This window comes from Xanthomonas sp. CFBP 7698 (assembly GCF_003600855.1).
GTDB classification, from domain to species: Bacteria; Pseudomonadota; Gammaproteobacteria; order Xanthomonadales; family Xanthomonadaceae; genus Xanthomonas; species Xanthomonas cannabis.
In genome coordinates this window covers 47042-72662 of record NZ_PRDN01000001.1, presented here as the reverse complement: position 1 = coordinate 72662, position 25621 = coordinate 47042, and the positions used below count along the sequence as shown (strand labels likewise).

General features: G+C 64.9%; 24 protein-coding genes. 20 read left to right on the top strand and 4 right to left on the bottom strand.

Translation table 11 applies throughout. The annotated features are described in order from the left end of the window. The first annotated feature begins 89 nt into the window (after nucleotides 1–89). Both XnspCFBP7698_RS00335 and XnspCFBP7698_RS00330 read left to right on the top strand, forming a co-directional pair. A complete protein-coding gene (locus XnspCFBP7698_RS00335; RefSeq protein ID WP_184372672.1) occupies nucleotides 90–2222 on the top strand; it encodes a PAS domain S-box protein in 2133 nt (710 codons plus the stop codon). Between the two features lie 3 nt (nucleotides 2223–2225). Then, nucleotides 2226–3947 carry an EAL domain-containing protein gene (locus XnspCFBP7698_RS00330; protein WP_039403898.1) on the top strand — a complete coding sequence of 574 codons (1722 nt, stop codon included), beginning with the start codon at nucleotides 2226–2228 and terminating at the stop codon, nucleotides 3945–3947. 179 nt (nucleotides 3948–4126) lie between these two features. On the opposite strand, the gene XnspCFBP7698_RS00325 is transcribed toward XnspCFBP7698_RS00330, so the two are convergent. From XnspCFBP7698_RS00325 to flgA, 4 genes are all read right to left on the bottom strand, one after another. Beyond that, on the bottom strand, nucleotides 4127–5353 hold the full coding sequence (locus XnspCFBP7698_RS00325) for an ATP-binding protein (protein WP_047695195.1): 1227 nt from the start codon (nucleotides 5351–5353) through the stop codon (nucleotides 4127–4129). Between the two features lie 367 nt (nucleotides 5354–5720). Further along, complete coding sequence (locus XnspCFBP7698_RS00320) at nucleotides 5721–6053, bottom strand: flagella protein (protein WP_039564602.1); 333 nt, start codon at nucleotides 6051–6053, stop codon at nucleotides 5721–5723. A gap of 15 nt (nucleotides 6054–6068) precedes the next feature. Beyond that, nucleotides 6069–6380 (bottom strand): flagellar biosynthesis anti-sigma factor FlgM, encoded by a 312-nt coding sequence (gene flgM, locus XnspCFBP7698_RS00315; RefSeq protein WP_039403903.1) that lies wholly within the window; start codon nucleotides 6378–6380, stop codon nucleotides 6069–6071. A gap of 66 nt (nucleotides 6381–6446) precedes the next feature. Further along, nucleotides 6447–7091, bottom strand: coding sequence for a flagellar basal body P-ring formation chaperone FlgA (gene flgA / locus XnspCFBP7698_RS00310; protein ID WP_039403905.1), 645 nt, complete (start codon nucleotides 7089–7091; stop codon nucleotides 6447–6449). Between the two features lie 300 nt (nucleotides 7092–7391). Here flgA and XnspCFBP7698_RS00305 point away from each other — a divergent pair, with 300 nt between their 5' ends. The 18 genes from XnspCFBP7698_RS00305 to XnspCFBP7698_RS00215 all read left to right on the top strand — a co-directional run bounded on the left by XnspCFBP7698_RS00305 (nucleotide 7392) and on the right by XnspCFBP7698_RS00215 (nucleotide 25450). Next, on the top strand, nucleotides 7392–8336 hold the full coding sequence (locus tag XnspCFBP7698_RS00305; RefSeq protein ID WP_003482947.1) for a chemotaxis protein CheV: 945 nt from the start codon (nucleotides 7392–7394) through the stop codon (nucleotides 8334–8336). A gap of 480 nt (nucleotides 8337–8816) precedes the next feature. After that, on the top strand, nucleotides 8817–9218 hold the full coding sequence (gene flgB, locus XnspCFBP7698_RS00300; RefSeq protein WP_039415202.1) for a flagellar basal body rod protein FlgB: 402 nt from the start codon (nucleotides 8817–8819) through the stop codon (nucleotides 9216–9218). Between the two features lie 3 nt (nucleotides 9219–9221). Then, nucleotides 9222–9629 carry a flagellar basal body rod protein FlgC gene (gene flgC, locus XnspCFBP7698_RS00295; RefSeq protein ID WP_005914451.1) on the top strand — a complete coding sequence of 136 codons (408 nt, stop codon included), beginning with the start codon at nucleotides 9222–9224 and terminating at the stop codon, nucleotides 9627–9629. 34 nt (nucleotides 9630–9663) lie between these two features. Continuing rightward, entirely contained in the window at nucleotides 9664–10329 is a 666-nt protein-coding gene (locus tag XnspCFBP7698_RS00290) for a flagellar hook capping FlgD N-terminal domain-containing protein (RefSeq protein WP_039564604.1), read from the top strand. 31 nt (nucleotides 10330–10360) lie between these two features. Continuing rightward, complete coding sequence (gene flgE, locus XnspCFBP7698_RS00285) at nucleotides 10361–11584, top strand: flagellar hook protein FlgE (RefSeq protein ID WP_047696172.1); 1224 nt, start codon at nucleotides 10361–10363, stop codon at nucleotides 11582–11584. A 172-nt stretch (nucleotides 11585–11756) separates the two neighbouring features. Continuing rightward, the gene (gene flgF / locus XnspCFBP7698_RS00280) at nucleotides 11757–12512 is read left to right on the top strand and encodes a flagellar basal-body rod protein FlgF (RefSeq protein ID WP_019300290.1); all 756 of its coding nucleotides are present in this window, start codon (nucleotides 11757–11759) and stop codon (nucleotides 12510–12512) included. A gap of 774 nt (nucleotides 12513–13286) precedes the next feature. Continuing rightward, nucleotides 13287–14072, top strand: coding sequence for a flagellar basal-body rod protein FlgG (flgG, locus tag XnspCFBP7698_RS00270; RefSeq protein ID WP_047696168.1), 786 nt, complete (start codon nucleotides 13287–13289; stop codon nucleotides 14070–14072). Nucleotides 14073–14110: 38 nt separating this feature from the next. Continuing rightward, nucleotides 14111–14803 carry a flagellar basal body L-ring protein FlgH gene (gene flgH, locus XnspCFBP7698_RS00265; protein WP_047696166.1) on the top strand — a complete coding sequence of 231 codons (693 nt, stop codon included), beginning with the start codon at nucleotides 14111–14113 and terminating at the stop codon, nucleotides 14801–14803. 10 nt (nucleotides 14804–14813) lie between these two features. Continuing rightward, nucleotides 14814–15932, top strand: a complete 1119-nt coding sequence (locus tag XnspCFBP7698_RS00260) for a flagellar basal body P-ring protein FlgI (protein ID WP_047696164.1) — start codon at nucleotides 14814–14816, stop codon at nucleotides 15930–15932. A gap of 1 nt (nucleotide 15933) precedes the next feature. Then, nucleotides 15934–17112, top strand: coding sequence for a flagellar assembly peptidoglycan hydrolase FlgJ (locus tag XnspCFBP7698_RS00255; protein WP_104580612.1), 1179 nt, complete (start codon nucleotides 15934–15936; stop codon nucleotides 17110–17112). Between the two features lie 11 nt (nucleotides 17113–17123). Then, nucleotides 17124–18998, top strand: coding sequence for a flagellar hook-associated protein FlgK (gene flgK, locus XnspCFBP7698_RS00250; protein WP_104580611.1), 1875 nt, complete (start codon nucleotides 17124–17126; stop codon nucleotides 18996–18998). Then, entirely contained in the window at nucleotides 18998–20203 is a 1206-nt protein-coding gene (gene flgL, locus XnspCFBP7698_RS00245) for a flagellar hook-associated protein FlgL (RefSeq protein ID WP_104580610.1), read from the top strand. The genes flgK and flgL overlap by 1 nt, the downstream gene beginning before the upstream one ends. Nucleotides 20204–20521: 318 nt before the next feature. Then, nucleotides 20522–21721: a flagellin gene (locus XnspCFBP7698_RS00240; protein ID WP_104580609.1), complete on the top strand. Its 1200-nt coding sequence runs from the start codon at nucleotides 20522–20524 to the stop codon at nucleotides 21719–21721. Nucleotides 21722–21990: 269 nt separating this feature from the next. Then, complete coding sequence (fliD, locus tag XnspCFBP7698_RS00235; protein ID WP_104580608.1) at nucleotides 21991–23316, top strand: flagellar filament capping protein FliD; 1326 nt, start codon at nucleotides 21991–21993, stop codon at nucleotides 23314–23316. A gap of 150 nt (nucleotides 23317–23466) precedes the next feature. Further along, nucleotides 23467–23880, top strand: coding sequence for a flagellar export chaperone FliS (gene fliS / locus XnspCFBP7698_RS00230; RefSeq protein ID WP_047696154.1), 414 nt, complete (start codon nucleotides 23467–23469; stop codon nucleotides 23878–23880). An 8-nt stretch (nucleotides 23881–23888) separates the two neighbouring features. Further along, a complete protein-coding gene (locus tag XnspCFBP7698_RS00225) occupies nucleotides 23889–24182 on the top strand; it encodes a hypothetical protein (RefSeq protein ID WP_104580607.1) in 294 nt (97 codons plus the stop codon). Then, nucleotides 24182–24748 (top strand): PilZ domain-containing protein, encoded by a 567-nt coding sequence (locus XnspCFBP7698_RS00220; RefSeq protein WP_104580606.1) that lies wholly within the window; start codon nucleotides 24182–24184, stop codon nucleotides 24746–24748. The genes XnspCFBP7698_RS00225 and XnspCFBP7698_RS00220 overlap by 1 nt, the downstream gene beginning before the upstream one ends. Before the next feature lie 69 nt (nucleotides 24749–24817). Next, nucleotides 24818–25450: a response regulator transcription factor gene (locus tag XnspCFBP7698_RS00215; RefSeq protein ID WP_003482986.1), complete on the top strand. Its 633-nt coding sequence runs from the start codon at nucleotides 24818–24820 to the stop codon at nucleotides 25448–25450. Nucleotides 25451–25621 lie beyond the last annotated feature (171 nt).

Below are 25621 nucleotides of genomic sequence, written 5' to 3'. Positions count from 1 at the left end.
CTCGGAGTCGCAATGGATAACGGCCGTTCGGCGGATTAGTTGAGGCACCTGTTTCCAGCGCGACCGAACCGGACCGAGTTACGGCTAAGATGGCCCCATCGCCAGCTCCAAAGGTCGTCCGCGGACCCATGCACCAACCTGTCGCCGTGCCCGCGTTTTCGTCCCCTCCCGTGTCCCGACTTCGCCTCGCCGAGCGCCTGCAGCAGGGCTTGTGGACCCTGACCGGTCTGTACCTGCTGATCGGTGTGGTGTGGCTGCTGCTGGGCAACCGGTTGCTCAACCTGGCCGGTGCAGCGGCGCCGGAACGCTGGTCGGACGCCAGCTTCCTGCTGCTGTCCAGCATCGTCATCCACCTGGTGCTGCGCCGCTTCGTGGCACTGATCGTGGACGAGCATGCGCAGCTGGCGCAGTCGGAGGCCGTGCTGCGGGCCAAGTTCCTGGCGCTGCCCAGCCCGGCCTTCATCTATGACCTGGCGACCATGCGCATTCTCGATGCCAACCCGGCGGCGCTGGAATTCTTTGGCTGGGAGCGCGATGAATTCCTGCAGCAGACGCTGCAGGCGATCTGGCCCAATGCCGATGGCGAGCGGCTGGAAGAGATCATCACGCAGATCCGCGGCAAGGGCGAGGTCACCTGCGTCTTGAACGAAGACCTGCTGACCCGCAGCGGGCTGCGCCATGTCGAAGTCCGCAGCAACCAGCTGCATCTTGCCAGCGGCCCTGCCCGCCTGGTGGTGACGGTGGACCGCAGCGAAGAACGCCAGGCGCAGCACCTGCGCGACGAGGCGCTGGAGCGACTGGAAGAAGCGCAAGGCATCGCGCGGCTGGGTTCGTGGCAGCTGGATCGGGCCACCGGTCTGGGACGCTATTCGTCGGCGGTGTATCGCATCCTGGGGCGCAGCGTGCCCATGCATCGCCGCGAACATCGGCTGGAAGAGCTGCTGACCGCTTCCGACAGCGCCACCCAGACCCGCATCGAACGCATGATCGAAGACATGTGCACCGGCGGCGAGGTGCAGATCGATGTGCTGCTGCCGCTGACCGGCGGCGATTCGCAGCCACGCACCGTGCACCTGCGCGCAGAGAGCGTGACCCTGCCCAGCGGCGCCCGCCATGTGCATGGCACCTTGCAGGACGTGAGCGAACGCGAACAGTCGCGGCGGCTGCTGCGCGAGCGCGAGGAACAATTCAAGGAACTGGTGCGGGTGCTGCCGGACGGCGTGCTGATCCTGGCCGACGAGCATGTGATGTACGCCAATGCCGCCGGCTCCGCCCAGTTCGGCTTCCAGGGCGAAACGATCCTGGGCGAACCGTTGCAGACCCTGGTCGGCGACTCCGACCTGCCGATGGTGCGCGAGTACCTGCGCGCCGGCAGCGACCGCAACGAGCCAGTGTCCAGTGCGCGCGCCATGCGCCGTCGCGACGGCAGCACGTTCTATGCCGGTCTGTCGGCCGGCGACATCCGCTATGGCGGGCGCAGTTGCAAGTTGCTGGTGGTACGCGACCTGAGCGAACCGGAGCGCATGCGCGATGCGCTGGCCGAGAGCAATGCCGAATTGCAGGCGATGGCCAAGCGATTGTTCTCGCTGCAGGAGGACGAACGCCGCGCCATCTCGCGTGATCTGCACGACGACATCGGCCAGGCGATCACTGCGATGAAGCTGTCTGCACACGCGGCGCTGGACGAGCCCGATCCGCAGGCGCGCCGTGAGGACCTGCTGGAGGTGGTGTCGCTGGCTGACAGCACGGTGACCAAGTTGCGCAATCTGTCGATGTTGTTGCGTCCGCCACAACTCGATGCACTGGGGCTGGAAGCAGCCTTGCGCTGGCAGGCTTCGATGCTGTTCCGCGCCTCGCAGGTGCGGCTGGAGCTGGATATCCAGGCGCTGGACGTACGCCCGGGCAACGAGATCGAACAGGCCTGCTTCCGCATTGCGCAGGAAAGCCTGACCAATGCGCTGCGGCATGCCTGCGCGGGCGAGGTGCGCATGAGCCTGCAGTCGATTGACAGCGAGAGTTTTCGTCTGGAGGTGGTCGATGACGGTGATGGCTTCGAGCCCGAAGGTCCGCGTGGGTTGGGGCTGATCGTGATGCGTGAGCGTGCGCAAACCGTTGGCGGTGTGCTCGCGATAGAATCGGCTCCCGGAGCAGGCACGCGCGTGACGTTGCGCCTGCCCTATCACCCGGCCGGCGAGTCCGTCCACGAAGATGGTGGACGTTGAGTCATGTGGAGCCCTGTGATCCCGCCCGGATTGGAAATCGTCAAACCGACACGCCTGGGCGCAGGCAATCCCGAACTGCTGCACCTGGTCGACGCTGCCGCTTCCGGTGGCCAGCCGTTGATGATCTTCCACGTCGATATCGATCACTTCGCGTCGATCAACGAGAACATGAGTGGCGAGGTCGGCGATCAGGCGCTGACGCTGGCCGCGCGCCGGCTGCAGGAATTCCTCGGCAGCCGCGGCAAGCTGTGGCGGCACGGTAGCGACGAGATGGTCATCGTGGCGGTACGCCGCGACGACACGCCGTTGCCGGAAGATTTTGCCGAAGAGATCCGTCAGCAGCTGGAGCTGCCGTTGTCGGTATTGCCGTACACCTTGTTCATGACCGGCAAGGTCGGGATCAGCCTGTGTCCGGAACATTCGACCTCGCTGTCCACCCTGCTCGACTACGCCGAGGAAGCCAGTTATCAGGCCGCGCGCGAAGGTGGCAATACGGTGCGGCTGTACACGCGCAATTCGGCCACCAACGCGCATAGCGAAAGCATCATCGCGCGGCAGATCGTCGATGCCATCCCGCACGGCGAGTTGCGGCTGCGCTACCAGCCGCTGGTCAGCGCACGCGATGGCCGCATCGTGGGCATGGAAGCGCTGCTGCGTTGGCAATCCCCGACCCTGGGCATGCTGGTGCCGGAGCGCTTCATGCGCACCGCCGAGCGCCTGGGCGTGATCGTGCAGATCGGCGAATGGGTACTGCAGAACGCGGTACGCCAGGCGCGGCTGTGGCGCGACCAGGGCTTTGACGATTTCAGCATCGCGGTCAACGTCTCCACGCTGCAGCTGCTACGCCCGGGCTTCTTCAACGAAGTGATGGCCATGCTGCAGACCGCCGGCGTGCCGGCGCAGTTCGTGACGCTGGAGATCAACGAAAGTGCGTTGACCAACAACGTCAACTTCGTCCACGAGACGATGGCCAACCTGCGCAACGAAGGCATCAGCCTGAGCCTGGACAACTTCGGCACCGGCGATTCCAGCCTCAGCGCGCTGGTGCGCTATCCGGTGGACCGGCTGAAGATCGACCGCAGCTTCATCAAGAGCGCGCCGGCCGGCAGCCGCGAGGCGGCGATCGCACGCGCGATCATTGCGATGGGCCACCAGCTGGGCATGACGGTGATCGCCAATGGCGTGGAGTCGCAGGCGCAGCTGGGCTTCTTGCGCCGCAACGACTGCGACATCTTCCAGGGCTATCTGTTCGGCGAGCCGATGTCGGCCGAGTCTGCAGGCATGGCGCTGCGGCGCCGGTATCTCCGCCCGGAATCGTTTGCCGAAAGCCGCCCGGACCGCACCTTGCTGCTGCTGGATGACGAAGAAAACGTCCTGCGTTCGCTGGTGCGGCTGTTCCGCCGCGACGGCTACCGCATCCTGGCCGCCGGCAACGTACGCGACGCCTTCGACCTGCTCGCCACCAACGATGTGCAGGTGATCCTGTCAGACCAGCGCATGAGCGACATGAGCGGAACCGAGTTCCTGGGCCGGGTCAAGATGCTCTACCCCGACACCGTGCGCCTGGTGCTGTCCGGCTACACGGACCTGGCCACGGTGACCGAGGCGATCAACCGCGGCGCGATCTACCGCTTCCTGACCAAACCCTGGAACGACGACGAACTGCGCGAGCACATCCGCCAGGCGTTCCGCACGCATGACGAGCTGCGTAACGGCCGGGAATAGGGAATCGGGAGTGGGGAATCGTTAAAGCAGACAGCAGCCTGGGCGAGTTTTGAGCCGCTGCATCGTGCTCCTTACCTTCTAGTGACGACGCAAACGCATCGGCATCTTTCGTTGCAGGAATCAACCGAAGCACAGCAACCGGCTCCAACGATTCCCCATTCCCGAATCCCGATTCCCCGCTACTTCGGCTGCCGGATCGGCAACACGATCCGGAAACTGGCGCCCTGCCCCGGCGTGCTTTCCACGTCGATGCGACCGTGGTGCTTGTTGATGATGCCGTAGGAAATCGACAGCCCCAGGCCGGTGCCGCTGCCCACCGGTTTGGTGGTGAAGAACGGGTCGAAGATGCGCTGCAGCAGATCCGGGGCAATGCCGGCGCCGCTGTCCTGGAACTGGATCCAGACGTTCTCTGCTTCATCGCGGCCGGTGGTGACGGTGATCGTGCCGCGCTCGACGATGGCCTGGCCGGCGTTGAGCAGCATGTTCATGTACACCTGGTTGAGCTCGGACGGCAGGCATTCCACCAGCGGCAGCTCGGCGTAATTGCGCTCCAGGGTGACCTTGTACTTGAGCTCGTTCCAGATGATGTTGATCGTGGATTCGAGGCCGGCGTGCAGGTCCACCATCTTCCACGACTCGGACCGGTCCGAGTACGAGAAGTCCTTGAGGTCGCGCACGATGCGGGTCACCCGCTCGATGCCTTCGCGCGACTCGGCCATCAGCTGCGGCAGATCTCGGCTGATGAAGTCGATGTCGGCACGGTTGCGGATCTCGTCGATTTCCGGGATCAGCGCTTTCGGGTCCGGCGCCTGCAGCGCGCGCTCGTAGGCTTCGATCAGGGTGAACAGGCTGCGCAGGTATTCCTGCAGGCTGCCGAGATTGGAGTGCACGTAGCCGATCGGATTGTTGATCTCGTGCGCCACGCCGGCGGCCAGCTGACCGATGGAGGCCATTTTTTCGGACTGCAGCAGTTTGTCCTGCGCACCGTTCAAGCGCATGTAGGCCTGGCGCAGCTCGGCATGGCGTTGTTGCAGCTCGCGCTCGTAGTCCTGCTGGCCTTCGATGTTATGGAACAACGCAAGAAAATGGCCGATGCCCTGCTCTTCGTTGTAATACAGATGCGCAATGACCACGCGCTCGGCCACCGGCAGGCTGCCGGTCCAGCTGCCCTTGCTGCGCGCCTGGTTGAGCGCATCCGACGGCAATACCTGCGAAATGCGCTCGCCGAGATTGCGATCGTCGGCCGGGTCTTCCTTGCACAGGCTCTGGCGCGCGATGGCGTTGGCCAGGATCAGCTGCCCGTCAGCGCGGAACAGCAACACGCCTTCGAGCATCTGATCGCCGAAGGCGCGCAGCGTGGTCGAGGACGGCAACAATGCTTGATTGAGAAAGAACTTGGCGGTCACGGGACGAGGCGGCAGCAGGGACACCTCAATATACGCCGAACCCTTGGCACGCCATATCGTCGCTTGGTCTTAGAGCGGCGACCAAAACAGGGGCGCGGTGGTCATGCGGATGGGTGCGAGGTGTCATCCGGCGTGCTCGAGATGCGATCCGGATGGTGCTGCCTGGCGACAGGCAGGCATGCGATGCGTGCCATCACGATCAACGCAATGGGCGGCGGTGCGCACACGTCGCGGGTTGCGAAGTTGGCAAGCGTGCACGGCCGATGCGCCGGTTTTACCGGCGGCAGGCCTGCAGGGCGTGCACGCACCCTGGCCTGCGGCGGACCATCAGCAGCGGCCGGCGCGCGGTTGGCGCAGCGCGGGCAACTCAGGCAACGGCCAGCGAACGTCCGCCGCGCAGCACGTTGGATTGGCCCTTTGCGTCATACGACGGCGCACTCTCGGTGCGGCCCAGGTGACGCAGTGCCCAGTTCACTTCACGGCGCCGGCGTGCCAGCAGCGCGCCATTGGCGCGGTTGGCTTCGGCCAGCTCACGCAGGCGCTCTTCTTCGCCTTCGGGCATTGCCGCTTCGAGCGAGCGCAGTGCCGACAGCTTGTCCTGCGTGTGTCGCATCAAGCCATCGATGTCGTTCTCGAGTAATGCCTGGCGTTCGCCGGCCAGCGCATCGCTGAGACGTTGCAGGAACTCGTTCACGTTCATCCTTTCAGTCGGGAATCAACCCGCCAGTTGCTGATTCAGATCCATCATGCGGCTGGCGATGGCATCCGGGTTGATGGAGTAGCTGCCGTTCTGCAACGCCTCTTTCACCGCCTGGACGCGACCGGTGTCGATCGCCGAGGACTGCGAAAGCTCGCGCTGCAGGTTCTGCAGATTGGTGGCCTCGCCGGTCAGCTTGACGCTGTCGGTCGGCGGGGTTGCGGCAACCGGGGACGCGCGATCTTCGCCAGCCGAAGCGATCTTGCTGCTCGTGGCCGCGGTGCGAAGGGTGGCAGCGGTCGGTAGATTACCTTCGATTTTCTGGGTCATGTCAGGAACTCCTCTACAGGTCGTAGGGGATAACGGCACCCAGAAAAAAAACTTTATAGAAAATTTTTACCTGGAGACCACAACGGTTCCGCTCGCTTCGACGATGCCCTGCACTACCCGCCGCGACGAGGAATTCTCTACCGACACCCGTTCGTTTTCGCCGGCATCGGACAGCGCGCGACCGCTCATGCGTACTTCCAGGCCACCGTTGCGCGACACCAGCGGGACGGTGTCGCCGCGGCGCACCAACCGCTGCGTCACCAGATCGTTGGCCGAGAGCAGCGACCCGGCCGGTAGGATGCGGCGGGCCGACTTACCCACTGCGGCCACCGGGTCGGCTAGCACTGCGCCGACGATGCGGGCGGCGTCACGCTTCTCGATACTGATATCTGCCAAAGAGATGGTTTCTCCAGCGCTGATGCCGCGGCGCAACACCAGCACATCCTGGTTGCGGCGCACCTTCAGCGGCACGAACAGGCGCCAGCCCGCGGGCTGCGGGCAGGCCACTTCCACCGTATTGGTACCGGTGGGCTGGGCCTGCAGCGCGATCGGGCAAGCCGGCATGCGCAGACCCGGATCGAGCGTGGCCTCGGCCTCCGCGTCCGGGCCAACAGTGGCCAGCGCCGCCGCACGAATGGAATCGACAGACTGATAGCTCTGGGCCCAGGCCGGAGCGGCAGCCAACAAGATGACAAGCAGGAGCAGGCGCATGGGACCAGATCCGGAGGAAGACCCGGAAGACAGTGCAAGAGGTGTGCCTGTTTTTTGAATCGGGAATCGGGAATTGGGAATTGGGAATGGGTTGGTCGCTGAGCGGTGGTCGGCGTTCGTTGCTGCCGCGGGATTTGCCAGGCGAAAGCCATCAGCAGCTCTTCGCCTCAAGCTTTCTGCGGAACGACCCCGCTCTTGCCGATTCCCGATTCCCCAATCCCCAATCCCCAATCCCGACAGCGCCCCCCGACCAACCACAAAGCCCTCAAGTTTCCCGAGGGCGCTGTCGATATCTGCCCCATGACCCACGATCTGCTCAACCGCATCGACCAGCGCACCCGACTGGCTGGCCACAATCGACTGGCGCTGCTGCTGTTTAGGCTGGGCGGACGCCAGCTTTTTGGCGTCAACGTCTTCAAGGTGCAGGAAGTGCTGCGCCGGCCGGAGCTGTTCCAGGTACCGGGGCTGCCGACCGAGTTCGCCGGCGTGGCCGACGTGCGCGGGCGCTCGGTGCCGGTGCTGGACTTGGGCCTGGCCATCGGCCACCCGGAGCGCGATTCGCACTCCGAGAACGGGCCTGGCTACCTGGTGGTGGCCGAGTTCAATCGCTCGGTCCAGGGTTTCCTGGTCAGCGGCGTGGAGCGCATCGTCAATATCGCGGTGGAAGACATCCACCCGCCACCGGAACTGGGCGCCGAAGCCACTTATTTGACGGCCGTGACGCGCTTCCAGGGCGAACTGATCCAGGTCATCGACGTGGAAAGCGTCCTGGCTGACATCGCCAAGGTCAGCAAGGACGTGCAGCTGGACCCGTCGCTGCAGCTGGTGGCCTACGACCGCCAGTTCCAGGTGCTGGTGGTGGACGATTCGCGCGTGGCGCGCCAGCAGATCCGCAGCGTGCTCGACCAGCTGGGCGTCTCGGCCACCCTGCTCTCGGACGGCCGCCAGGCATTGGATCACCTGCTGCAGGTGGCGGCATCCGGCGAGAATCCGGCCGACCGCTATGCCATGGTGATCTCCGATATCGAAATGCCGGCCATGGACGGCTACACACTGACGACGGAAATCCGGCGCACGCCGGGCCTGCAGGGCCTGTACGTGCTGTTGCATACCTCGCTGTCGGGCGTGTTCAACAACGCCATGGTCGAGCAGGTGGGCGCCAATGCCTTCGTGGCCAAGTACAGCGCACATGAGCTGGCCGATTACGTGCTGGCCCGCCTGAAAGTGGTCGCCGAAGCGGCCTGATCCAATTGTGCGGCCGTTCCACCCTACGGGTGACGGCCAGCCCCCACTTCCGAAAGACCTGGGAATACAGTGGTTGCCGTACGCAAGCACACGCCTTGAAAAGGCGTCGCCGCAGCTGATCACACGCTGCGCTGAGCTAATTCCTACCAGACAATCCTGGTTGGCCTGCAAGTTGCACAGCCAGTGGCAGCCCTTAACCGTGCAGCAGCACGTCTGGTGATGGCAGCCAAGCGCAGCTGACAGATCCACTGCGCAGCTGCCAGGCGAGCGCGGCCGGTGCTCGAATCGGCCTGTACCACGCGTGCACTCCGATCGTCAGTGCGACAGCTGCATCTATCTGACGGATGCTCGCGAGGTTTGTTAGCCGCTCCAAGACCGTCCGTCGGGCACTGCGGATGTGTTTGCCAGTTCGGCGCCCATACCATCCCGGTTTGGCACAAACATTGCTTCCTCCCTTGCAACACTTCGCGGGAGAGCACCGTGTCCAGTCCCTTCTCTTCATTCCTCGGCGTCCACGGCGACGCGTTGGCGCTGCGCGAGCAGCGCATGAAGCTCATTGCCAGCAATCTGAGCAATGTGGACACCCCTGGTTACAAGGCCAAGGATCTCAACTTCGAAGCGGCGCTGAAGTCGGCCCAGGGCGTGCAGGATGGCGGCCTGATGCAGGCCACCGATGCCAAGCACTATGAAGTGGGCGGCGCGGCCGGGCTCAACCCGTTCCAGATCACCCGCGAATCCGATCAGCCCAGCCTCGACGGCAATACCGTCGATCCCGATGCCGAACGCGCCGCCTACGGCCGCGCCGCGCTGGAATACCGCGCGTCGCTGAGCTTCCTCGAATCCAAGGTGCGCTCGATGCTCACCGCGATCACGGGCCAATAAGTCATGAGCAACCTTCCCATCTTCGATGTGGCCGGCTCGGCGCTGCATGCGCAGTCGGTACGCCTGAGCACCATCGCCTCCAACCTTGCCAATGCGGACTCTGTCGCGGGCTCGGCCGAAGCGACCTACAAGCCGATCGAGCCGATCTTCCAGGCCCAGCAGAGCCGTCAGGACCCGAGCCTGACCTCGGTCAACGTCAAGGAGATCACCACCACCAATGCGCCGCCGATCCGTCGCTACGAGCCCGGCCATCCGCTGGCCGATGCCGACGGTTACGTGTTCTCGCCCGACGTGGACCCGGTCTCGCAGATGGTCAACATGATTTCCGCCTCGCGCAATTACCAGGCCGGCGTGGAAATGCTCAATACCGCCAAGGAACTGGCGCTCGCAACCCTGACCATGGGTCGCTGACCCGTCCTAGCCATTCCCTAACGGAACACTCCAGATGAGCACGATCGGTAGCGATCTCTACAAAAGTCTCGGCCTGAGCACCGGCAGCACCGTCGCCAAGAAGGAAGAAGCACTCGGCCAGGCCGACTTCCTCAAATTGATGACCGAGCAGCTGCAGCACCAGGACCCGCTCAAACCGATGGAAAACAGCGCGTTTCTGGGCCAGTTGGCGCAGTTCTCCACCGTGCAGGGCATCGGCGACCTCAATACCAAGGTCGGCAATTTCACCACCTCGATGAACAGCGATCAGGTGCTCAAGGGCGCGGCGCTGGTCGGCCACAACGTGCTGGTGCCCTCCGCGCAGGTGGCGATCGACGCCACCGGCTCGGCCAAGGGCGTGGTCGCTGCGACCTCGGCCGGCACCGTCAACTTCGAAATCACCGATGCCAACGGCGCGTTCGTCAAGCAGCTCAGCGTGCCGGCCAGCGCCGCCGGTGAGGTGTCGTTCGCCTGGGACGGCACCGATGCCAACGGCAACCGCATGGCCGCGGGCAAGTACGGCATCACCGCGACCCAGACCGACACCGCCGGCTCCAAAAGCAAATTGTCCACCTACGTCGATGCGCCGGTGGACAGCGTCACCATCGGCTCGGACGGCCTGTATCTCAACCTGACGGGGCTTGGCACCTCCCCGCTCGCCAACGTGCTCCGCGTCAGCTGAGCCGGCAACCGACACTTAAAGGAACTCATCCATGGCTTTCAATACCTCGTTGTCCGGCATCAACGCAGCCAATGCCGATCTGAACGTTACTTCCAACAACATCGCCAACGTCAACACGACCGGGTTCAAGGAGTCGCGCGCCGAGTTTGCCGACATGTTCCAGAGCACCAGCTACGGCCTGTCGCGTAATGCGGTGGGTTCGGGCGTGCGCGTCAGCAACGTGGCGCAGCAGTTCTCGCAGGGCAATATCGACCCGACCGGGCGGAGCCTGGACCTGGCGGTCTCCGGCGAAGGCTTCTTCACCGTGTCGTCCAATGGCGCCAAGATGTACACCCGCGCCGGCAACTTCCAGACCGACGCCAACGGCTATGTAGTCAACCCGCAGGGTGCACGCCTGCAGGTGTTCGCGCCCAACCCGAGCGGCAACGGTTTCGACGTGGGCCGCCTGTCGGACCTGCAGCTGCTGACCACCGACAGCCCGCCCAAATCCACCTCCACGGTCAACCTGGCCTTCACCCTGCCCGGCAACGCCACCGCACCGACGGTGACCCCGTTCAGCCCGGCCGACGACAAGACCTATAGCCACTCCACTGGCGGCATCAACGTCTACGACTCGCTGGGCGTCAGCCACGTGCAGACTTCCTATTTCGTCAAGACCGCCAACCCGAACGAGTGGCAGGTACACAACTACGTGGACGGCGCCGCAGTTGGCGCGCCGACCACCCTGCAGTTCTCCGACACCGGCGCGTTGACCACCCCGGCCAACGGCATCATCGCGATGGACCCGTTCACCCCGAGCACCGGCGCCGGCGTGCTGAACATGCAGCTCAATGTCAGCGGCTCCACCCAGTACGGCGAAGCCTTCGCGCTGCGCGACACCCGCCAGGACGGCTACGCCAGCGGCAAGCTCAACGAGATCAGCATCGACACCAGCGGCGTGGTGTTTGCGCGTTACTCCAACGGCGCCGACAAGCCGCTGGGCCAGGTGTCTCTGGCCAGCTTCGTCAATCCGCAGGGCCTGCAGTCGCAGGGCAACAACATGTGGGCCGAAAGCTACACCTCCGGCGCCGCCCGCGTGGGCGCCCCGGACACCTCGGACCTGGGCCAGATCGAATCCGGCTCGCTCGAGGCCTCCACCGTGGACCTGACCGAGCAGCTGGTGAACATGATCGTGGCCCAGCGCAACTTCCAGGCCAACTCGCAGATGATCTCGACCCAGGATCAGGTCACCCAGACGATCATCAATATCCGTTAAGAGCTGGGAATCGGGAGTGGGGAATAGGGAATCGTAAGAGCCGGCGTCGCGCGTAGCGATGCCGGCCTTGCCCCCCCTACTCTCCCAGCCCCGCTATCCCGCTTTTGCGATTCCCGATTCCCGATTCCCGATTCTCCATTCCCGATTCTCCATTCCCGATTCCCGGTGTCCCATGGATAAAGCCCTCTACGTTGCGATGACCGGTGCCCGCGCCTCCCTGCAGGCGCAGAGCACCGTGTCGCACAATCTCGCCAACGTCGATACGGTGGGGTTCAAGGCCGCGCTGGCCAATACCGAGGCGTTCAAGATCCAGGGCAAGGGGTATCCGTCGCGGATCGATGCGCTGCATGTGGACCAGGGCTTCGATCGCAGCCAGGGCCATCAGAAGGTCACCGGCAATCCGCTGGACGTGTCGCTGCAGCAGGACCGCTGGCTGGCCGTGCAGTCGCCCGACGGCAGCGAGGCCTACACCCGCAACGGCGAACTGGCGCTCACCGCCAATGGCCAGCTGGTCACCGCCAATGGGCACGCCGTGCTGGATGAAGGCGGCAACCCGATGACGATTCCGCCGCACCAGGCGATGGAAATCGGTAGCGACGGCAGCATTTCGATCATTCCGCAGGGCGAAGGCCCGCAGACCATGGCCATCGTCGGCAAGATGAAGGTCGTCGATGCGCCCGCCGATCGTTTGACGCGGCGCCCGGACGGGCTGATGCGCAATACCAGCACCGACCCGGCGCAGGCATTTGCGGTAGCGACCGGCAAGACCATCAACAGCGGCATGCTGGAAGGCAGCAACGTGGACGCCGCCGGCGCGCTGGTGGAGATGATCCAGCTGCAGCGGCAGTTCGAAATGCAGGTCAAGATCATCAAGAACGGCGACGACAACGCACAATCGGCCAATTCGCTGCTGCGGGTGAGCGGCTAAGAGCGGCGCGGGCCGCCTGTATCGTCGCCGGCGGGCTTGCCACTTTTTCGCCAAGCCCGCCGCTGGCAACCGCAAGGCGTGGTTGGCGCCCGCGTTCGGCATACCGAAAAATCCGGGGCTTCGTTACAGAGCGACTGATCTGCGGCACGGCTGCAGGGCAGCTAGTCCGTGACTTGGCTGGAGGGCCCTTGCCTGCTCACCCTCCCGGGACACGCCGTGAATCCGTCCATGGAGGCTCTTACGCGGCATCCATGCCGCGTAAGGTCCCGGGAGGGTAAGCGGGCAAGGACCAGTGAAGATTGTCGGTGCCCGTATGAGAGCAGTGGTCAAAGTGCTTTGTTGATCGCCATTTGCTCATCCCGTCGGTTTGCGCGCATCGAGTGCCAATCGAACGCCCAAACAAGCGACCAGAGCTGCGAACTGGGCGAGCATTGAAATCGCCCGCTTTGGTTGGGTCATCAGCAAACTGTCTGGCGCGGTGCCCTCGCCGATTGCGGGACCCTTGGCCGCATGGATGCCGCCACGGCCCCAATGGACGGGTTCACGGCGTGTCCCGCGAGCGGTGAGGGCATCGCGCCCTCGACCGACTCAGCTTTAGCCCTGGATTTTTTGCTACATCCACAAAAGCGCGGCTAACGCAGCACAGGCTCCCGCGCACCCAGCCCGCGTGATCCCGCGCACACCCGGCAGAAATCCGGCGCCACTTTGGCACGCCACGTGCATATACCCACCCGTACCCGGAACACATCCCCGGGTCTAACGAGGAATCGGGTCATGAATCAGGCTTTGTGGGTCGCCAAAACCGGGCTGGATGCGCAGCAGACGCGCATGTCGGTCATTTCCAACAACCTGGCCAATACCAATACCACCGGCTTCAAGCGCGACCGTGCGGCGTTTGAAGACCTGCTGTATCAACAGGTGCGTGCGCCGGGCGGCTCGACCTCCGCGCAGACGCAGCTGCCGACCGGCCTGCAGCTGGGTACCGGCGTGCGCGTGGTGTCCACCTTCAAGGGCTTCGATCAGGGCAGCCAGCAGCAGACCGGCCGCGCGCTCGACGTGATGGTCAACGGCCGCGGCTTCTTCGAAGTGCAGATGCCCGACGGCACCTCCGCCTACACGCGCGACGGCACCTTCCAGATCAATGCGCAGGGTGAGCTGGTCACCAACAGCGGCTACCCGCTGCAGCCGGGCATCCAGGTGCCGGAAGGCGCGCAGTCGCTGACCATCGGCAACGACGGCACCATCAGCGTCACCCTGGCCGGCCAGGCCGCCGCGCAGGAAATCGGCGCGCTGACGCTCACCGACTTCATCAACCCCTCGGGCCTGCAGTCCAAGGGCGAGAACCTGTTCGTCGAAACCACCGCCTCCGGCCCCGCGCAGAACGGCACGCCCGGCCTCAACGGCCTGGGCAACACCGTGCAGGGTGCGCTGGAAGGCAGCAACGTCAATACGGTGGAAGAGCTGGTGAGCATGATCGAGACGCAGCGCGCCTACGAAATGAATGCCAAGGCCATCTCCACCACCGACTCCATGCTCGGTTACTTGAACAACAACGTCTGATCGGCTCGCCGCTCACCGCCCTCTCAGGAACTTACGCCATGTCCCGCCTGCCTTCCCTCTCCTCTCTGTGCTTGGCCATCGCCTGCAGCGCGCTGCTGGGTGGCTGCGTGGCCGCCGGCGATGTGCGGCCGTTTGCGGCGATGGCGCCGATCGTGCCGGTGGTCGCGCCGGTGGCGCAGCCCACCGCCGGTGCGATCTACGCTGCCGGCCCGAGCCTGAATCTGTATGGCGACCGCCGCGCCCGCGATGTCGGTGACCTGCTGACGGTGAACCTGATCGAAAACACCACCGCCTCGTCCACCGCCAACACCACCGTCAGCAAGTCCGACAGCGTGGACATGAGCACCCCCACGCTGCTCGGCGTGCCGCTCACCGTCAACGGCACCGACGTGCTGCGCAATTCCACCAGCGGCGATCGCAGTTTCGACGGCAAGGGCAACACCGCGCAGAGCAACCGCATGCAGGGCAGCGTCACCGTCACCGTGATGCAGCGCCTGCCCAACGGCAACCTGGTGATCCAGGGGCAGAAGCAGCTGCGCCTGACCCAGGGCGACGAGTTGGTGCAGGTGCAGGGCATCGTGCGCGCCGCCGACATCTCTCCGGACAACACCGTGCCCTCGAGCAAGGTGGCCGACGCCCGCATCGCCTACGGCGGCCGCGGTGCCATCGCCCAATCCAACGCGATGGGCTGGCTGAGCCGCTTCTTCAATTCCCGTCTGTCGCCCTACTGAGCCTGCGACCATGAATCTGTCTTCCCTGCCCTTCCGTCTGCTCGCTGCCGCCGTTGCGCTGTGCGCAATCGCCGCACCGGCCAGCGCCGAGCGCATCAAGGATCTTGCCCAGGTCGGCGGCGTGCGCGGCAATGCGCTGGTCGGTTACGGCCTGGTGGTCGGCCTGGACGGCAGCGGCGACCGCACCAGCCAGGCGCCCTTCACCGTGCAGAGCCTGAAGAACCTGCTCGGCGAGCTGGGCGTCAATGTTCCGGCGAACGTCAACCCGCAGCTGAAAAACGTCGCGGCCGTGGCCATCCACGCCGAATTGCCGCCGTTCGCCAAGCCCGGCCAGCCGATCGACATCACCGTGTCCTCGATCGCCAACGCGGTGTCGCTGCGTGGCGGCTCGCTGCTGATGGCACCGCTGAAAGGCGCCGATGGCCAGGTCTATGCCATGGCACAGGGCAACCTGGTGGTCGGCGGCTTCGGCGCACAGGGCAAGGACGGCTCACGCGTCTCGGTCAATATTCCCAGCGTCGGCCGCATCCCCAACGGCGCTACCGTCGAACGCGCCTTGCCGGACGTGTTTGCCGGCAGCGGCGAGATCACCCTCAACCTGCATCAGAACGACTTCACCACCGTCTCGCGCATGGTGGCGGCGATCGACAGCAGCTTCGGCGCCGGCACCGCGCGTGCGGTGGATGGCGTGACCGTGGCGGTGCGCTCGCCGACCGACCCGGGCGCGCGCATCGGCCTGCTGTCGCGCCTGGAAAACGTCGAACTCTCGCCCGGCGATGCACCAGCCAAGGTGGTGGTCAATGCGCGTACCGGCACCGTGGTCATCGGCCAGCTGGTGCGGGTGATGCCGGCCGCCATCGCGCATGGCTCGCTCACCGTGACCATCAGCGAAAACACCAACGTCAGCCAGCCGGGCGCCTTCAGTGGCGGCCGCACTGCAGTGACCCAGCAATCGACCATCACGGCCACCTCCGAAGGCAGCCGCATGTTCAAGTTCGAAGGCGGCACCACGCTCGATCAGATCGTCCGCGCGGTCAACGAAGTGGGCGCGGCGCCCGGCGACCTGGTCGCCATCCTGGAAGCCCTGAAGCAGGCTGGCGCGCTGACGGCGGAGCTGGAGGTGATCTGACATGCGTATCGCAGCCTCGCCCATTGATCTCAACCCGAGCACCAAGGCCGATCCGGCAAAGATCGACAAGGTCTCCCGTCAGCTCGAAGGCCAGTTCGCGCAGATGCTGGTCAAGAGCATGCGCGATGCGAGCTCCGGCGACCCGATGTTTCCGGGCGAAAACCAGATGTTCCGCGAAATGTACGACCAGCAGATGGCCAAGGCGCTGACCGAGGGCAAGGGGCTGGGCCTGTCGGCGATGATCTCCAAGCAGCTGAGTGGCGACAGCGGCGGCCCGGCGTTGAACACCTCGCTGAGCACCGCCGAGGCAGCCAAGGCCTATTCGCTGGTTGCCGGCAAGCGCGATGCCTCGTTGCCGCTGCCCGCCCGCGATGGCGCCGCCAGCGGCGTCGGCGCGACCCTGGGCGCGGCGGCCAAGCTCGGCGCAGGTGCGCTGGGCGGCGTCGGCATGAGCCAGGTGCTGGACCTGATTGCCGGGCGCACCGGTGGTGGCGAATCCGGCGGCGACGATGCGGCCGCACTGAGCTGGCCATCGGCCAACGACCGCTGGGCCGATGTGGCCGCCAGCGACGCGGCCGACGCCAATGCCGCCGTCAACGCCAGCGCCGCCAGCAGCGCCGCAGCCAGCCTGGGCGAACGCACTCCGGAAGGGTTCGTCGCCAAGATCTGGACGCATGCGCAGAAGGCCGCGCGCGAACTCGGCGTGGACCCGCGCGCGCTGGTGGCGCAGGCGGCGCTGGAAACCGGCTGGGGCCGACGCGGCATCGGCAATGGCGGCGATTCCAACAACCTGTTCGGCATCAAGGCCACCGGCTGGAACGGCGCCAAGGTCACCACCGGCACCCACGAATACGTCAACGGCGTCAAAACCACCGAAACCGCGGATTTCCGCGCCTACGGCTCGGCCGAGGAAAGCTTTGCCGACTACGTGCGCCTGCTGAAGAACAACAGCCGCTACCAGGGCGCACTGCAAGCCGGCACCGACATCAAGGGTTTTGCACGCGGCTTGCAACAGGCCGGGTACGCCACCGATCCGGGCTATGCCGCCAAGATCGCAGCGATCGCCAACGGCCCGACCATCGACCGAGCGGTGGCCGCCATCGGCAACGCGGCGGCCGATCTGTCCAACCGTTATGCCAGCACCACCGAGCCTGCCGGGCTTGGCACCATCCGTCGTTGAGGTAAACGCCCATGTCCATCATGTCCACCGGGACCAGCGCGCTCATCGCCTTCCAACGGGCGTTGTCGACCGTTAGCCATAACGTCGCCAACATCAATACCGAAGGCTATAGCCGCCAACGTGTGGAATTTGCAACGCGCACGCCCACCGACATGGGCTACGCGTTCGTGGGCAATGGCGCCAAGATCACCGACGTGGGCCGCGTGGCGGACCAGCTGGCCATTTCGCGCCTGCTCGACAGCGGCGGCGAGCTCTCGCGCCTGCAGCAGCTGTCCTCGCTGTCCAATCGCGTGGATGCGCTGTATTCCAACACCGCCACCAACGTGGCCGGGCTGTGGTCGAACTTCTTCGACTCCACCAGCGCGGTGTCGTCCAATGCCTCCTCCACCGCCGAGCGCCAGAGCATGCTCGACAGCGGCAACTCGCTGGCGACGCGCTTCAAGCAGCTCAACGGGCAGATGGACAGCCTGAGCAATGAGGTCAACAGCGGTCTGACCTCGTCGGTGGACGAAGTCAATCGCTTGACGCAGCAGATCGCCAAGATCAACGGCGCCATCGGCAACAGCATCGACAGCGCCTCGCCCGACATGCTCGACCAGCGCGACGCATTGGTGACCAAGCTGGTGGGCTACACCGGCGGTACCGCGGTGATCCAGGACGGCGGCTTCATGAATGTCTTCACCGCCGGTGGCCAGGCGCTGGTGGTCGGTACCACGTCCTCCAAGCTCACCACCGTCGCCGACCCGTATCAGCCGACCAAGCTGCAGGTGGCGATGCAGACCCAGGGCCAGAACGTCAGCCTCAGCGCCAATTCGTTGGGCGGGCAGATCGGCGGCCTGCTGGAGTTCCGCAGCAGCGTGCTGGAACCGACCCAGGCCGAACTGGGCCGCCTGGCCGTCGGCATGGCCAGCACCTTCAACGCCGGCCACAGCCAGGGTATGGACCTGTATGGCGCGATGGGCGGCAACTTCTTCAACATCGGCGCACCCACCACTGCCGCCAACCCGAAGAACACCGGCACCGCGTCGCTGAGCGCAAGCTTCAGCAACATGTCGGCCGTGGATGGGCAAGACGTCACGCTCAGCTTCGACGGCACTGCGTGGAAGGCTACCAGCGCCAGCACCGGCTCGGCCGTGCCGATGACCGGCACCGGCACCGCTGCCGATCCGCTGGTGCTCAAGGGCGTGAGCATGGTGGTCGGCGGCACCCCGGCCAGCGGCGACAAGTTCCTGCTGCAGCCCACCGCCGGGCTGGCCGGCACCCTGTCGGTGGCCATCACCGACCCTTCGCGCATTGCGGCAGCCACCCCGGTCAAGGCCACCGCCACCGTCGCCAACCTGGGCACCGGCAAGATCAGCGACGTCAAGGTCACCAATGCGCAGAATCCCGCGCTGCTGGCCCCGTCGTCGATCGAGTTCATCGATGCCAACCAGTACACCGTCGACGGCGCCGGCCCGTTCGCCTACACCGCCGGCCAGACCATCAGCGCCAACGGCTGGAGCTTTGCGCTGGACGGTGCGCCCAAGGCCGGCGACACCTTCGGCGTGGGCCCGATGAGTGCCGGCTCCAGCGACAACGGCAATGCCAAGTTGCTGGCCAAGATCGACGACGCCAAGGCGCTCAGCAGCGGCACGGTCACCCTCAACGGCGCGCTGTCGGGCCTGACCACCTCGGTGGGCTCGGCGGCGCGCGCAGCCAGCTACGCCTCGGACGCGCAGAAGGTCATCAACGACCAGGCGCAGGCCAGCCGTGATTCGATTTCCGGCGTCAACCTCGATGAGGAAGCCGCCAACATGCTGAAACTGCAGCAGGCCTACCAGGCCGCCGCACAGATGATCTCCACCGCAGACACCATCTTCCAAGCCATCCTGGGCGCCGTACGCTGATGACCGACCGTATCTCCACCAGCATGATGTACAGCCAGTCGGTTGCCTCGATGGGGGCCAAGCAGGCGCGGCTGAACCAGCTCGAATCGCAGCTGTCCAGCGGCCAACGCCTGGTCACCGCCAAGGACGATCCGGTCGCCGCCGGCACAGCCGTCGGCCTGGATCGCGCGCTGGCCGCCATCACCCGCTTCGGCGAGAACGCCAACAACGTGCAGAACCGCCTCGGGCTGCAGGAAAACGCGCTCGCGCAGGCCGGCGACAAAATGGCGCGCGTCACCGAATTGGCGGTGCAGGCCAACAACTCCTCGCTCAGCCCCGACGATCGCAAGGCGATCGCCTCGGAGCTGACCGCGCTGCGCGACAGCATGGTGAGCCTGGCCAACAGCACCGACGGCACCGGGCGCTATCTGTTCGGCGGTACCGCCGACGGCAGCGCGCCCTTCATCAAGGGCAATGGCGGGGTGACCTACAACGGCGACCAGACCCAGAAGCAGGTGGAAGTGGCGCCGGACACCTTTGTCAGCGACACCCTGCCCGGCAGCGAAATCTTCATGCGCGTCCGCACCGGCGACGGCACCGTGGATGCGCACGCCAATGCCGCCAATGCCGGCACCGGGCTGCTGCTGGATTTCAGCCGCGATGCGAGCACCGGCAGCTGGAACGGCGGCAGCTACAGCGTGCAGTTCACCGCCGCCGACACCTACGAGGTGCGCGACAGCACCAATGCAGTTGTCGGCACCGGCACCTACAAGGATGGCCAGGACATCAACGCTGCCGGCGTGCGCATGCGCATCAGCGGCGCACCGGCGGTGGGTGACAGTTTCCAGATCGGCGCGTCCGGCACCAAGGACGTGTTTTCCACCATCGACGATCTGGTCGGCGCCCTCAATTCCGACACGCTGACACAGCCGCAGAAGGCGGCCATGATCAATACGCTGCAGTCGTCGATGCGTGACATCGCGCAGGCGTCCTCGAAGATGATCGATGCGCGCGCTTCGGGCGGCGCGCAGTTGTCGGCCATCGACAATGCCAATTCCTTGCTCGAATCCAACGAAGTCACGCTCAAGACCACCCTGTCGTCGATCCGCGATCTGGATTACGCCTCGGCGATTGGGCAGTACCAACTCGAGAAGGCCTCGTTGCAGGCCGCTCAGACCATTTTTCAGCAGATGCAGTCCTCGTCCTTGTTCAACTTGATCCGCTGATTTGCAGCAGAAAACCTGCGTTTTACTTCGCTCCTGCGCATGAGCCTTTGTGCAGGCGGACGGAGTTTATTTTGTGGAATTTATACCAGCGCTAAAGATCTTCGGGGTGCTGCCGAATAAACCAAACCCTTTGCTGCACAACGCTTACGCAATTCGCCCTGACGCAGAAAAACAGTAAAAAAATACTGAATTTCGCTAAAGGTTCCCGACGCAACGCCGTTATTCATCTCAGCAGCGGCAACGGCCAACTTGATGGCCCCCCTGCGGAGGCTCCGGGCAAGTCCCCCTTGCCGGAAAAATCGCTTAGGAGAAATCAAAATGGCACAGGTAATCAACACCAACGTAATGTCGCTGAACGCTCAGCGTAACCTCAACACCAGCAGCGCCAGCATGTCGACGAGCATCCAGCGTCTGTCGTCCGGCCTGCGCATCAACAGCGCCAAGGACGACGCCGCCGGTCTGGCGATTTCCGAACGCTTCACCACGCAGATCCGCGGCCTGGACGTTGCCTCGCGCAACGCCAACGACGGCATCTCGCTGGCCCAGACCGCCGAAGGCGCGATGGTCGAAATCGGCAGCAACCTGCAGCGTATCCGCGAGCTGTCGGTGCAGTCGTCCAACGCCACCAACTCGGCCACCGACCGTGACGCGCTGAACTCCGAAGTCAAGCAGCTCACCGCTGAAATCGACCGCGTTGCTAACCAGACCAACTTCAACGGCACCAAGCTGTTGAACGGCGACTTCTCCGGCGCGCTGTTCCAGGTCGGCGCCGACGCCGGCCAGACCATCGGCATCAACAGCATCGTCGACGCCAACGTCGATTCGCTGGGCAAGGCCAGCTTCGCCGCTGCCGTCTCCGGCGCTGGCGTGACCGGCACCGCCACCGCGTCGGGTTCGGTCTCCGGCATGAGCCTGTCCTTCAATGACGCCAGCGGCGCTGCAAAGAGCGTCACCATCGCCGACGTCAAGGTCGCTTCCGGCGACACCGCTGCCGACGTGAACAAGAAGGTTGCTGCGGCGATCAACGACAAGCTGGACCAGACCGGCATGTACGCTTCGATCAAGACCGACGGTACGTTGCAGATCGAATCGCTGAAGGCTGGTCAGGACTTCACCTCGCTGACCGCCGGCACTTCCAGCGCCACCGGCATCACCGTCGGCGCCGGCCTCACCACCGCCTCGGCCGCTTCCGGCTCCACCGCCTCGACCCTGAGCAGCCTGGATATCTCCACGTTTTCCGGCTCGCAGAAGGCCCTGGAAATCGTCGACAAGGCGCTGACCGCGGTCAACTCCTCGCGCGCCGACATGGGTGCGGTGCAGAACCGCTTCACCTCCACCATCGCCAACCTGAGCGCAACCTCGGAAAACCTGTCGGCCTCGCGTAGCCGTATCCGCGACACCGACTACGCCAAGGAAACCGCCGAACTGACCCGCACGCAGATCCTGCAGCAGGCCGGTACCGCGATGCTGGCCCAGGCCAAGTCGGTTCCGCAGAACGTGCTGAGCCTGCTGCAGTAACTTGCAGTCATCTGCCGCAGCAATGCGGCAGCGCTCCGCGCAGTCCAAAGCCCCTCTTCGGAGGGGCTTTTTTGTGGCCGCTGCCCTGGCAGAATGGCCGGACGGGTTTTTGACGCCAGCCGCCGGCCCTGTGCAGGTATGGAACTTGCATCACAGCATCCCGTGAGCGTGATCCATCGCTGCCGCTAAAGTCCTCGCGGATGCGGCCGATACCCGTCACGTAATCCCATGCGTCCGTCTGTTTCGGACGCCCAGACGAGGAATGCAACATGGCATCGGTGATCAGCACTTCCGCCTCCGGGTTGGACATCCCTACCGTGGTGTCCACCCTGGTGTCCCGGCAGAAAGACCCCGAGCAGGCGCGTATCAACAAGGCCGGCACCGCTGCGACGACGCAGCTGTCGGCAATCAGCCAGATCAAGAGCAGCATGACCACGCTCAAGTCTGCGCTGGACAAGGTGGTCAGCAGCGCCGACACCAACGCCTACAAGGCTACGGTGCCGACCGATGCCGGCTTCACCGCCACCACCACCAGCTCGGCGGCGCCGGGCAACTATTCGGTGGAAGTGGTGTCGCTGGCGACCTCGCAAAAACTCGCTTCCGGCGCATTCACTGCCGATGCCAGCGTGGGCAGCGGCACGCTGACCATCGGCTACGGCGACAAGAGCGTCACCGTGGATATCAGCGGCACCGACAAGCTCACCGACATCGCTGCGGCCATCAACAAGGCCGCCGGCGGCAAGGGCGTCACCGCAAGCGTGGTCACCGCCAACGACGGCCAGCACCTGGTCTTCAATGCAGTGGATTCGGGCACCAAGGGCGCGCTGACCGTCAGCGCCAGCGACCCCAGCCTGAGCAGCCTCACTTACGGGCCCGGCGTCACTGGCGGGCTGAACCAGACCGTCGCCGCGGCCGATGCGCTGGTGCGTGTGGACGGCTTCGAGCGCACCTCCAGTTCCAACACCGTCACCGACATCGTGCCAGGCGTGGTGCTCAACCTCACCAAGGCCGCCGAAGGCACCAAGTTCAACCTGGGCGTGGCAGCCGACACCAGCGGCCTCAAGGGCAACCTCACTGCCTTCGCCGCGGCCTACAACACCGCCAACACGCTGCTGGCGAAAAGCAGCAGCTACGACGCCACCACCAAGACCGCTTCGGCGTTGACCGGCGATTCGCTGGTGCGCAGCCTGCAGCAACAGCTGCGTGGCCAGGTCAGCGGTAATGTCAATGAACTCAAGGCGCTTGGCCTGACCATCGACAAGGATGGCGTGATGAGTTTCGATGGCGCCAAGTTCGACACCGCCATCGCATCCGACGGCGGCGCCGCGGCCGAGGTGTTCGGCAAGGACAGCAAGTTCGGCGGCACCCTGACCAAGCTGCTCGACAGCAACGTCAACGTCACCAACGGCACGCTGACCCTGCGTTCGGACAGCTTGAACAAGACCATCAAGGGCTACGAATCGGACCTGGACGATCTCGATGCACGCATGGAAAAACTCAGCGACCGCTACACCGCACAGTTCACCGCGATGGAAACCATGATCAGCAAGTTGCAGAGCAGCACCAGCTCGCTCAGCAGCCTGCTGACAAGCTGATTTCCGTGATGCAGATCCTCAAGTCCTGCAAGGGTCTTGCCGATACAAGAAGGGCCTATCGTGATTTCGGCCTTGCCTTCCGGCAGGAGCGTCGTCGCAGGAGCACAGCGCTCCGGGACCCGCGAAGGTCAGCCCATTGAGGAGTCATCCATGTACGGTTCCAATCGTCAGTACGCCGAGCAATACCGCAAGGTCGGCGTGTCCACCAGCGTGACCGAAGCCGACCCGCACAAGCTGGTGTCGCTGCTGTTTGCCGGTGCCTGCCAGCGCATCCGTCTGGCCCAGGCCTGCCTGGCGCAGGGCGACCAGGCGCGCAAGGGCAAGGCCATTGGCGAGGCCTGCGCGATCGTCGGTCACTTGAACGGTTCGCTCGATCACGAAGCCGGCGGCGAGATCGCTGGTAACCTGTCGGCCCTGTACGACTACGTCATGCAGCGTCTGACCGCAGCCAATCTGCACAACGACGACACCGCGTTGACCGAAGCGCTGGATCTGCTCAGCGAAATCGATTCGGCGTGGAACTCCATTCCCCTCGAACAACGCGGCCTTTCCGCCGTTTCGTGAGTCCTGCCATGCATAGCGTGCAAAGCCTTCAGGCCGAAATGGCCGACATCCGGATCGCCATGGCGAACGAGGACTTCGAAGTCATGCCGCCGATGCTGGATGCGCACGACCTGCACCTGCGCCAGTACGCGCAACACGTGCACGTCGACCAGGACCGCGAGGCCCTGCAGACGCTGTTGACGATGCACCAGGACCTGATGCGGATGATGCGCGAGCGTCAGCGCAAGCTGCTTGACCTGATCCGCGCACAGCGCACCTCGTCCTCGGCCAGCCGCGCCTACGCCCGGGTCGGACGGATCTGATGTCCGCGCTCGGCACACTCGCGCCAGCGGCCGAGGCCGAGCTGTTTGCCGACACGCTCAGCTGCGAACTGCGCCTGCCGGCCGGCTTCCGTGCCGGTGGCGATGCGGGCGCGCACAGCGCCGCGGAGACCCTGCTGCGTAGCCTCGGCCAGGTGGAAGACCTGCGCAGCGAAGAGACCAGCGAAGACCGCGGCGACCTGCCGCTGCTGGTGCAGCGCATGGATGCCAAACTCGATCTGATGCTGGCGCTGATCGGCCGCCTGGTGCGCCAGGGCGACAGCGGCCTGATCCAGAACCTGGTGCACTGGTCGGTGCGCGGCATCCGCCTGAATTGCGCAACTCCGCATCCTCCGGGCACTGTCGGTAGCGTTTGCCTACAGCCCTCCGACTGGCTTCCTGAACTGGTACAGCTTCCCGTCGAGGTCTTGGCCAGCGCCAGCGACGGTCACGATCAGTGGCTGTGGCTGCGGTTCGCGCCCCTGTCGCCGGGTCTGCAGGACGCGCTGGAACGTCATCTGTTTCGCTTGCATCGCCGTCAGATCGCCGACGCCCGTCGCCAGCGCTGATCACGATGGTTGGCGTCAGGCGCCGGGTCAGCTAAGGTGCCCTATACCGAAAAAGGTCCCTTCTGCGCCGTGCGAGTCATCATCGTCGACGATCACACCCTTGTCCGTGCAGGCCTGTCCAGGCTGCTGCAAACCTTCGCCGGCATCGATGTCGTCGGTGAGGCCAGCAACGCGCAACAAGCCCTGGATATGACATCCCTGCATCGCCCGGATCTGGTGCTGATGGACCTGTCCCTGCCCGGCCGCAGCGGCCTGGATGCCATGACCGATGTGTTACGCGCCGCGCCGCGCACGCATGTGGTGATGATGTCGATGCATGACGACCCGGTGCACGTCCGCGATGCGCTCGATCGCGGTGCCGTGGGTTTCGTGGTCAAGGACGCCGCACCGCTCGAACTGGAGCTGGCACTGCGTGCCGCCGCCGCCGGCCAGGTATTTCTGAGCCCGCAGATTTCCTCGAAGATGATCGCGCCCATGCTGGGCCGCGAAAAACCGGTCGGCATCGCTGCCCTGTCGCCACGCCAGCGCGAGATCCTGCGCGAGATCGGCCGCGGACAGAGCAACAAGGAAATCGCCGCGGACCTCGGCATCAGCGTCAAGACGGTGGAAACCCATCGCGCGCGCATGATGGAGTCGTTGGGCTGCCGGCGTGCGAACGATCTGGTGCTGCTGGCGGCCAAGCACCATAACGAGCTGGTCTGAGCAACTCCCGCAGGCTGTTTGCTCGGCTGTCAGGATGGTGAAAGTGGTATCCGGGCCACTTCGGCCCAAAACAGTGACGGAATTCCGTCAAGCACGCTCGAGTTCGCCGAAAACGTCAGGGGATTCCTGACGCTCTGTCAGGAAAATCATGAGTCACCTCACACGACTCCC

What these genes read in the sequence shown, in the direction of transcription:
- XnspCFBP7698_RS00335 (WP_184372672.1), top strand. Translation starts at nt 90, where the DNA reads ATGGCCCCATCGCCAGCTCCAAAGGTCGTCCGCGGACCCATGCACCAA.
- XnspCFBP7698_RS00330 (WP_039403898.1), top strand. Translation starts at nt 2,226, where the DNA reads ATGTGGAGCCCTGTGATCCCGCCCGGATTGGAAATCGTCAAACCGACA.
- XnspCFBP7698_RS00320 (WP_039564602.1), bottom strand. Translation starts at nt 6,053, where the DNA reads ATGAACGTGAACGAGTTCCTGCAACGTCTCAGCGATGCGCTGGCCGGC.
- flgM (WP_039403903.1), bottom strand. Translation starts at nt 6,380, where the DNA reads ATGACCCAGAAAATCGAAGGTAATCTACCGACCGCTGCCACCCTTCGC.
- flgA (WP_039403905.1), bottom strand. Translation starts at nt 7,091, where the DNA reads ATGCGCCTGCTCCTGCTTGTCATCTTGTTGGCTGCCGCTCCGGCCTGG.
- XnspCFBP7698_RS00305 (WP_003482947.1), top strand. Translation starts at nt 7,392, where the DNA reads ATGACCCACGATCTGCTCAACCGCATCGACCAGCGCACCCGACTGGCT.
- flgC (WP_005914451.1), top strand. Translation starts at nt 9,222, where the DNA reads ATGAGCAACCTTCCCATCTTCGATGTGGCCGGCTCGGCGCTGCATGCG.
- XnspCFBP7698_RS00290 (WP_039564604.1), top strand. Translation starts at nt 9,664, where the DNA reads ATGAGCACGATCGGTAGCGATCTCTACAAAAGTCTCGGCCTGAGCACC.
- flgE (WP_047696172.1), top strand. Translation starts at nt 10,361, where the DNA reads ATGGCTTTCAATACCTCGTTGTCCGGCATCAACGCAGCCAATGCCGAT.
- flgF (WP_019300290.1), top strand. Translation starts at nt 11,757, where the DNA reads ATGGATAAAGCCCTCTACGTTGCGATGACCGGTGCCCGCGCCTCCCTG.
- flgG (WP_047696168.1), top strand. Translation starts at nt 13,287, where the DNA reads ATGAATCAGGCTTTGTGGGTCGCCAAAACCGGGCTGGATGCGCAGCAG.
- flgH (WP_047696166.1), top strand. Translation starts at nt 14,111, where the DNA reads ATGTCCCGCCTGCCTTCCCTCTCCTCTCTGTGCTTGGCCATCGCCTGC.
- XnspCFBP7698_RS00260 (WP_047696164.1), top strand. Translation starts at nt 14,814, where the DNA reads ATGAATCTGTCTTCCCTGCCCTTCCGTCTGCTCGCTGCCGCCGTTGCG.
- XnspCFBP7698_RS00255 (WP_104580612.1), top strand. Translation starts at nt 15,934, where the DNA reads ATGCGTATCGCAGCCTCGCCCATTGATCTCAACCCGAGCACCAAGGCC.
- flgK (WP_104580611.1), top strand. Translation starts at nt 17,124, where the DNA reads ATGTCCATCATGTCCACCGGGACCAGCGCGCTCATCGCCTTCCAACGG.
- flgL (WP_104580610.1), top strand. Translation starts at nt 18,998, where the DNA reads ATGACCGACCGTATCTCCACCAGCATGATGTACAGCCAGTCGGTTGCC.
- XnspCFBP7698_RS00240 (WP_104580609.1), top strand. Translation starts at nt 20,522, where the DNA reads ATGGCACAGGTAATCAACACCAACGTAATGTCGCTGAACGCTCAGCGT.
- fliD (WP_104580608.1), top strand. Translation starts at nt 21,991, where the DNA reads ATGGCATCGGTGATCAGCACTTCCGCCTCCGGGTTGGACATCCCTACC.
- fliS (WP_047696154.1), top strand. Translation starts at nt 23,467, where the DNA reads ATGTACGGTTCCAATCGTCAGTACGCCGAGCAATACCGCAAGGTCGGC.
- XnspCFBP7698_RS00225 (WP_104580607.1), top strand. Translation starts at nt 23,889, where the DNA reads ATGCATAGCGTGCAAAGCCTTCAGGCCGAAATGGCCGACATCCGGATC.
- XnspCFBP7698_RS00220 (WP_104580606.1), top strand. Translation starts at nt 24,182, where the DNA reads ATGTCCGCGCTCGGCACACTCGCGCCAGCGGCCGAGGCCGAGCTGTTT.